Annotated in this window: 2 protein-coding genes; both read right to left on the bottom strand. The window is 68.4% G+C overall.

Annotated elements, in window-relative coordinates:
• Window positions 1–395: 395 nt before the first annotated feature.
• Window positions 396–1,862 (bottom strand): glutamate synthase subunit beta, encoded by a 1,467-nt coding sequence (locus ABDW21_RS04690; RefSeq protein WP_343600549.1) that lies wholly within the window; start codon window positions 1,860–1,862, stop codon window positions 396–398.
• Complete coding sequence (gene gltB, locus ABDW21_RS04685) at window positions 1,855–6,459, bottom strand: glutamate synthase large subunit (RefSeq protein ID WP_343600552.1); 4,605 nt, start codon at window positions 6,457–6,459, stop codon at window positions 1,855–1,857. The genes ABDW21_RS04690 and gltB overlap by 8 nt, the downstream gene beginning before the upstream one ends.
• Between the last annotated feature and the right edge of the window lie 374 nt (window positions 6,460–6,833).

Raw genomic sequence — 6,833 nt, 5'->3', positions numbered from 1 at the left:
CGGCGGCCTCGATTGCTGATCGGCGGGCGATGTCGTCGCGGAGGAGCTCTGATAACGATTCGATAAGCACAGCAAACGCACTCCGACACCCAGGCGGCGCCGGAACCAGGTGTCACACCCCGAAGCGCATCAGCTCCTCGGCGGTCACCAGGCGTTCGTGCTTAGCGGGGAACTCCCGGCTCCTCACCGGGTGACGGAACCAGGACCAGGCGATTCTCCCCACCCGTGACCGCGGTATTGGATTGATGTGCACAGCCACTCCTGCAGTCGGTCGACCGGACCGGGCCCCACGCCGCCGCGGTGCCCACCTCCGAGTATTAGAACACCCCACATCTGGCAAATAGGTTACGACTCGCCACACAATTTATCAAATGTTCCTGACGCGACAGAAGTGACTAATGAAGCGGGGCGGTGATGGGTTTGATGGGAGCCGGCAGCGCGGTATGGCCCATCAGATACCGGTCCACGCCGGCGGCGGCCGCCCGGCCCTCGGCGATAGCCCACACGATCAGCGACTGACCCCGCCCCATGTCGCCGGCCACGTAGACACCGGGCACCGAGGTGGCGAAATCCGCGTCGCGCGCCACGTTGCCGCGACCGTCGAACTCCACCCCGAGGTCGGTCAGCAGGCCGGGCTTCTGCGGCCCGACGAAACCCATCGCCAGCAACACCAGGTCGGCCTGCATCTCGAAGTCGGTGCCGTCGACCCTCTCGAAGGTGCCGTTGGTGCGCCGAACCTTGTAGCCGCGCAACCCGGTGACGTGACCGTCGCGGCCGGTGAACTCCTCGGTGTTGACTGCGAACACCTGCTCGCCGCCTTCCTCGTGCGCCGCGGACACCCGCATGATCAGCGGCCACATCGGCCACGGCGTGGACTCGTCGCGGGTGTCCGGCGGGCGCGGCATGATCTCGAACTGGTACACGCTGGCCGCGCCCTGCCGATGCACGGTGCCCAGGCAGTCGGCGCCGGTGTCGCCGCCGCCGATGATGACGACCTTCTTCCCCCTGGCGGTGATCGGCGGTTCGCCGTCCGGTCCCACGATGTCGTCGCCGTGCTGCACCCGGTTGGCCCACGGCAGGTATTCCATCGCCTGGTGGATGCCGTCGAGTTCGCGCCCCGCGACCGGCAGGTCGCGCCAGGCAGTGGCGCCGCCGGCCAGCACCACCGCGTCGAACTCGGTGCGCAGTTGCTCGGCACTGATGTCCACGCCGACGTTGACGCCGGCACGAAAAACGGTCCCCTCGGCCGTCATCTGCGCCAGCCGCCGGTCGACGATGCGCTTTTCCATCTTGAATTCGGGGATCCCGTAGCGCAACAGCCCGCCGATGCGGTCGTCGCGTTCGAAGACCGTCACACTGTGCCCGGCACGCGTGAGCTGCTGAGCCGCGGCCAACCCGGCCGGCCCGGACCCGACGACGGCCACTTTCTTGCCGGTCAGCCGCTCCGGTGGAATGGGTTGTACCCAGCCTTCTTCGAAGGCCCGCTCGATGATCTCGTACTCGATCTGCTTGATGGTCACCGGATCCTGGTTGATGCCGAGCACGCACGCCGGTTCGCACGGCGCGGGGCACAGCCGGCCGGTGAAGTCGGGGAAGTTGTTGGTGGAGTGCAGTCGCTCGACCGCCGCGCGCCAACGTCCGGTGCGCACCAGATCGTTCCACTCGGGGATGAGGTTTCCCAGCGGGCAGCCGTTGTGGCAGAACGGGATCCCGCAGTCCATGCACCGGGTCGCCTGCCTGCGCAGCGCGTCTTCCTCGATGTCCTCGTAGACCTCGTGCCAGTCGTGCACCCGCTCGGCGACCGGCCGGCGCTTCGGCAACTCCCGACGGGTGTACTTCAGAAAGCCTCTCGGGTCAGCCATGAGCCGCCGCCATTACCGCCTCGTCGACGTCGGCACCCGTGCGTTCCGCCTCGGCGATCGCCCCCAGGACCCGCCTGTAGTCGCGCGGCATCACCTTGACGAAGTAGCGTTGCTCGCTCGCCCACCGCGCCAGGATACGTTGCCCGACGGCGGAATCGGTGGCGTCCACGTGCGCCTGGATGATGCCGTGCAGCCACTCGGAGTCCTCGTCGTCGAGAGACTCCGGTTCGACCATCTCGGTGTTGAGCCGGGCGGGGAACACCCCGTCGGGGTCGTAGACGTAGGCCAACCCGCCGGACATCCCGGCCGCGAAGTTGCGGCCGGTACGGCCCAGGATGACGACCTTGCCGCCGGTCATGTACTCGCAGCCGTGGTCACCAACCCCTTCGACCACCGCGTGCGCCCCGGAGTTGCGGACCGCGAACCGCTCCCCGACCACGCCGCGCAGGAAGGCCTCGCCGCCGGTGGCGCCGAACAGGATCACGTTCCCGCCGATGATGTTGTCTTCGGCGACATAGCCTTCGGGCGTGTCGTCGGAAGGCCGCACCACGATGCGGCCACCGGACAGTCCCTTGCCTACGTAGTCGTTGGCGTCGCCGTAGACCCTCAGCGTGATGCCCTTGGGCACGAAGGCGCCGAAGCTGTTGCCCGCCGACCCGTCGAACGTGATGTCGATCGTCCCGTCCGGCAGGCCCTGGCCGCCATAGGCTTTCGTCACCTCGTGGCCCAGCATCGTGCCGACGGTGCGGTTGACGTTGCCGATGGTCGTGGAAAAGCGGACGGGCGAACCGGAATCCAACGCCTCGCGGCTCATCACGATCAACTGCTGGTCCAGCGCCTTGTCCAGGCCGTGGTCCTGGCTGGAGCTGCAGTACAGGTCCTGGTTCATGAACGCCGACTCGGGCTCGTGCAGCACCGGGGTCAGGTCCAGTTTGTGGGCCTTCCAGTGCGCCCGCGCCAACGTGGTGTCCAGCGCGCCGACCTGGCCTACGGCCTCGATCAGTGTCCGGAAACCCAGCTGCGCCAGGTATTCCCGGACTTCTTCGGCGATGAACAAGAAGAAGTTCTCGACGAATTCGGGTTGGCCGGTGAACCGCTGCCGCAGCACCGGGTTCTGGGTGGCCACCCCCACCGGGCAGGTGTCCAGGTGGCACACCCGCATCATGACACACCCCGCCACCACCAGCGGCGCGGTGGCGAAGCCGAACTCCTCCGCCCCCAGCAGCGCGGCGATGACCACGTCGCGACCGGTCTTGAGCTGGCCGTCGACCTGGACCACGATCCGGTCACGTAAACCGTTGAGCAGCAACGTCTGCTGGGTTTCGGCCAGACCCAGCTCCCAGGGCGCGCCGGCGTGCTTCATCGACGTCAGCGGGGTGGCGCCGGTGCCGCCGTCGTGCCCGGAGATCAGCACCACGTCGGCGTGCGCCTTGGACACCCCCGCCGCGACTGTGCCGACCCCGTTCTCGGCCACCAGCTTGACGTGGATGCGGGCGGCCGGGTTCGCGTTCTTGAGGTCGTGGATCAGCTGGGCCAGGTCTTCGATGGAGTAGATGTCGTGGTGCGGCGGCGGGGAGATCAACCCCACCCCGGGTGTGGAGTGCCGGACGTCGGCAATCCACGGGTACACCTTGTTCCCCGGAAGCTGGCCGCCCTCACCGGGTTTGGCGCCCTGGGCCATCTTGATCTGGATGTCGGTGCAGTTGGTCAGGTAGTGCGACGTGACGCCGAACCGCCCGGAGGCGACCTGCTTGATCGCACTGCGGCGCCAGTCGCCGTTCGGGTCACGGTCGTAGCGGCCGACATCCTCGCCGCCCTCACCGCAGTTCGACCGGCCGCCCAGCCGGTTCATCGCGATGGCCAGCGTCTCGTGCGCTTCGGCGGAGATCGAGCCGTAGCTCATCGCCCCGGTCGCGAAGCGCTTGGCGATCTCGCTGGCCGGCTCCACCTCCTCCAGCGGAATCGGGGGGCGCACAGCCTCCCGGAACCGCAGCAGGCCGCGCAGGGTGGCCAGCCGCTCGCTTTGGTCGTCGACCAGGCGGGTGTACTCCTTGAAGATCGCGTACTGCCCGGTGCGGGTGGAGTGCTGCAGCTTGAAGACGGTCTCGGGGTTGAACAGGTGGTACTCCCCCTCGCGCCGCCACTGGTATTCCCCACCGACCTCCAGTTCTCGGTGCGCCCGCTCCTCGGGCCGGTCCAGGTAGGCCAGCGCGTGGCGGGCGGCGACGTCGGCGGCGATGTCGTCGAGGGTGATCCCGCCGATGGGGCAGGTCAGCCCGGTGAAGTACTCGTCGAGCACCTCCTGGGAAACCCCAACGGCCTGGAACAGCTGCGCGCCGGTGTAGGACGCCACCGTCGAGATGCCCATCTTGGACATCACTTTCAGCACGCCCTTGGCCGCGGCCTTGACGTAGTTGCGCAGTGCCGTCTCACGGTCCAGGCGGGTGGGGCCGGCTTCAAAGTAGCCTCTGTCGAGCATGTCCTCGATCGACTCGAACGCCATGTAGGGGTTGATCGCCGCCGCCCCGAATCCGACCAGCGCGGCCATGTGGTGCACCTCGCGGGCGTCACCGGCCTCGACCACCAGCCCGACCTTGGTGCGGCTGCGCTCGCGCACCAGGTGGTGGTGCACCGCGGAGACAGCCAGCAGCGACGGCACCGGCGCCGTCGTCTCGTCGGACCCCCGGTCGGACAGAACGATGATCCGGGCGCCGTCGGCGATCGCCGCCGAGGTCTGCGCGCGCACCTCGTCCAGCGTCGCCTTCAGCCCCGCGCCGCCCTCGGACACCGGGTAGAGGCACCGAATCACCTTGGCGCACAACCCATGCCGACGTCCGTTGACTTCCCCGTCGGGATCGAGGTTGATCAATTTGGCCAGCTCGTGGTTGCGCAGAATCGGCTGCGGCAGCGCGATCTGGCGACACGAGTTCCCGTCCGGGTTGAGCAGGTCGCCCTCCGGACCCAGGGTGCCGAGCAGGCTGGTCACCACCTCTTCGCGGATGGCGTCCAGCGGCGGGTTGGTCACCTGGGCGAACAGCTGCTGGAAGTAGTCGAACAGCATCCGCGGCCGGGACGACAACACCGCCACCGGGGTGTCGGTGCCCATCGACCCGATCGGCTCGGCGCCGGCGCGCGCCATCGGCGCCACCAGCAGGTTGAGCTCCTCGTAGGTGTAGCCGAACGCCAACTGCCGCGACACGAGCCGGTGGTGTGACATCCGCACGTAGTTGCCCTGGGGCAGCTCGTCGAGCGGGACGAGACCCTTGTCGAGCCACTCCTGATAGGGATGCGCGGCGGCCAGTTCGGCTTTGATCTCCTCGTCGGAGACGATGCGGCCCTGCGCGGTGTCGACGAGGAACATCCGGCCCGGCTGCAGCCGCATCCTGCGCACCACCGTCGACGGGTCCAGGTCGAGCACCCCGGCCTCGGAGGCCATCACCACCAGACCGTCCTCGGTCACCCAGATGCGGGACGGGCGCAAGCCGTTGCGGTCCAACACCGCGCCCACCACGGTGCCGTCGGTGAACGTCATCGACGCGGGGCCGTCCCAGGGCTCCATCAACGAGGAGTGGTAGGCGTAGAACGCGCGCAGGGCCGGGTCCATCGCCGGGTGGCGCTCCCAGGCCTCGGGGATCATCATCAGCACCGCGTGGGCCAGGCTGCGGCCGCCCAAATGCAGCAGCTCGAGCGCTTCGTCGAAGCGGGCGGTGTCTGAGCCGCCCGGAGTGCAGATCGGGAACAACTTGTCGGGGTTTTCGGCGGCGCCGGGAGACCCGAACACGTCGGTGTGGATCAGCGCCTCGCGGGCGCGCATCCAGTTCTCGTTGCCGGTAACGGTGTTGATCTCCCCGTTGTGGGCGATCCGCCGATACGGGTGCGCCAGCGGCCAGGACGGGAAGGTGTTGGTGGAGAACCGCGAGTGCACGATGCCCAGCGCGCTGGTCAGCCGGTCGTCTTGCAGGTCGAGGTAGAAAGCCTTGAGCTGCGGGGTGGTCAGCATGCCCTTGTAGACGAACGTCTGACCGGAAAGGCTTGGGAAATAGACGGTTTCACGGCCGGGACCGTCCTGACCGGGGCCCTTGGTGCCGAGTTCGTGTTCGGCGCGCTTGCGGATCACGTAGGCGCGGCGCTCCAGCGTCATCCCCGAGGCACCGGCGATGAACAGCTGCCGGAAGGTGGGCATCGCGTCGCGGGCCAGCGCGCCCAGCGCCGAGTCGTCGGTGGGCACCTCCCGCCAGCCCAGCACCCGCAGCCCCTCGGCCTCGACGATCTTCTCCACCGCCGCGCAGGCCGCGGCGGCCTCCTTCGACGACTGCGGCAGAAACGCGATGCCGGTGGCGTAGTCCCCCCGCTCCGGCAGCTCGAAGTCCACGGCGTCGTGGAGGAACTCGTGCGGCACCTGGATCAGGATTCCGGCGCCGTCACCGGTGTGCGGTTCGGCGCCCTGCGCACCGCGATGCTCGAGGTTCAGCAGTGCGGTGATGGCCTTGTCCACGATGTCGCGGCTGCGGCGGCCGTGCATGTCGACGACCATGGCCACCCCGCACGAGTCGTGCTCGAATGCGCGGTTGTACAGCCCGACCCGGCTGGGCGCCATTCTCACCTGCCCTTCATCCGAACTTTCTGCGCGGCATTCATGAGTGTCCCGTCGGCGCCGCACCCTGGGCGTGCGCGCTAGGCCCCGTCGGCCTTGTCGATAGGCTGGGTCGCCTCGGCAGCGATGATCCGGCCAGGGGATGCGTCCGTGCAGCGCTGAACGGTGGCCCGGTATCCGGTCTCGACAAGTCGTAAAACGATATGACAAAAACCGCCTGACATGCCAACTTCGCCAATAGTAGCCCCTCGGCGAGGGGCCGGCTCGGCCGCGGCGACGGCCGGCGGTCGGGTTTGCCGGGCTCGGCCCGGGCGGGGCCGCACCGGAGGCGACGTACGGCGGCACTGTGACGTACGGCGGCACTGTGACGTACGGCG

The organism is Mycobacterium sp. (genome assembly GCF_039583805.1).
Lineage (GTDB): Bacteria > Actinomycetota > Actinomycetes > Mycobacteriales > Mycobacteriaceae > Mycobacterium.
This window is presented reverse-complemented; position numbering and strand designations above follow the sequence as displayed.

Excerpts from the sequence above, each read along its gene's own strand:
- ABDW21_RS04690 (WP_343600549.1), bottom strand. The coding sequence starts at position 1,862 with ATGGCTGACCCGAGAGGCTTTCTGAAGTACACCCGTCGGGAGTTGCCG.
- gltB (WP_343600552.1), bottom strand. The coding sequence starts at position 6,459 with ATGGCGCCCAGCCGGGTCGGGCTGTACAACCGCGCATTCGAGCACGAC.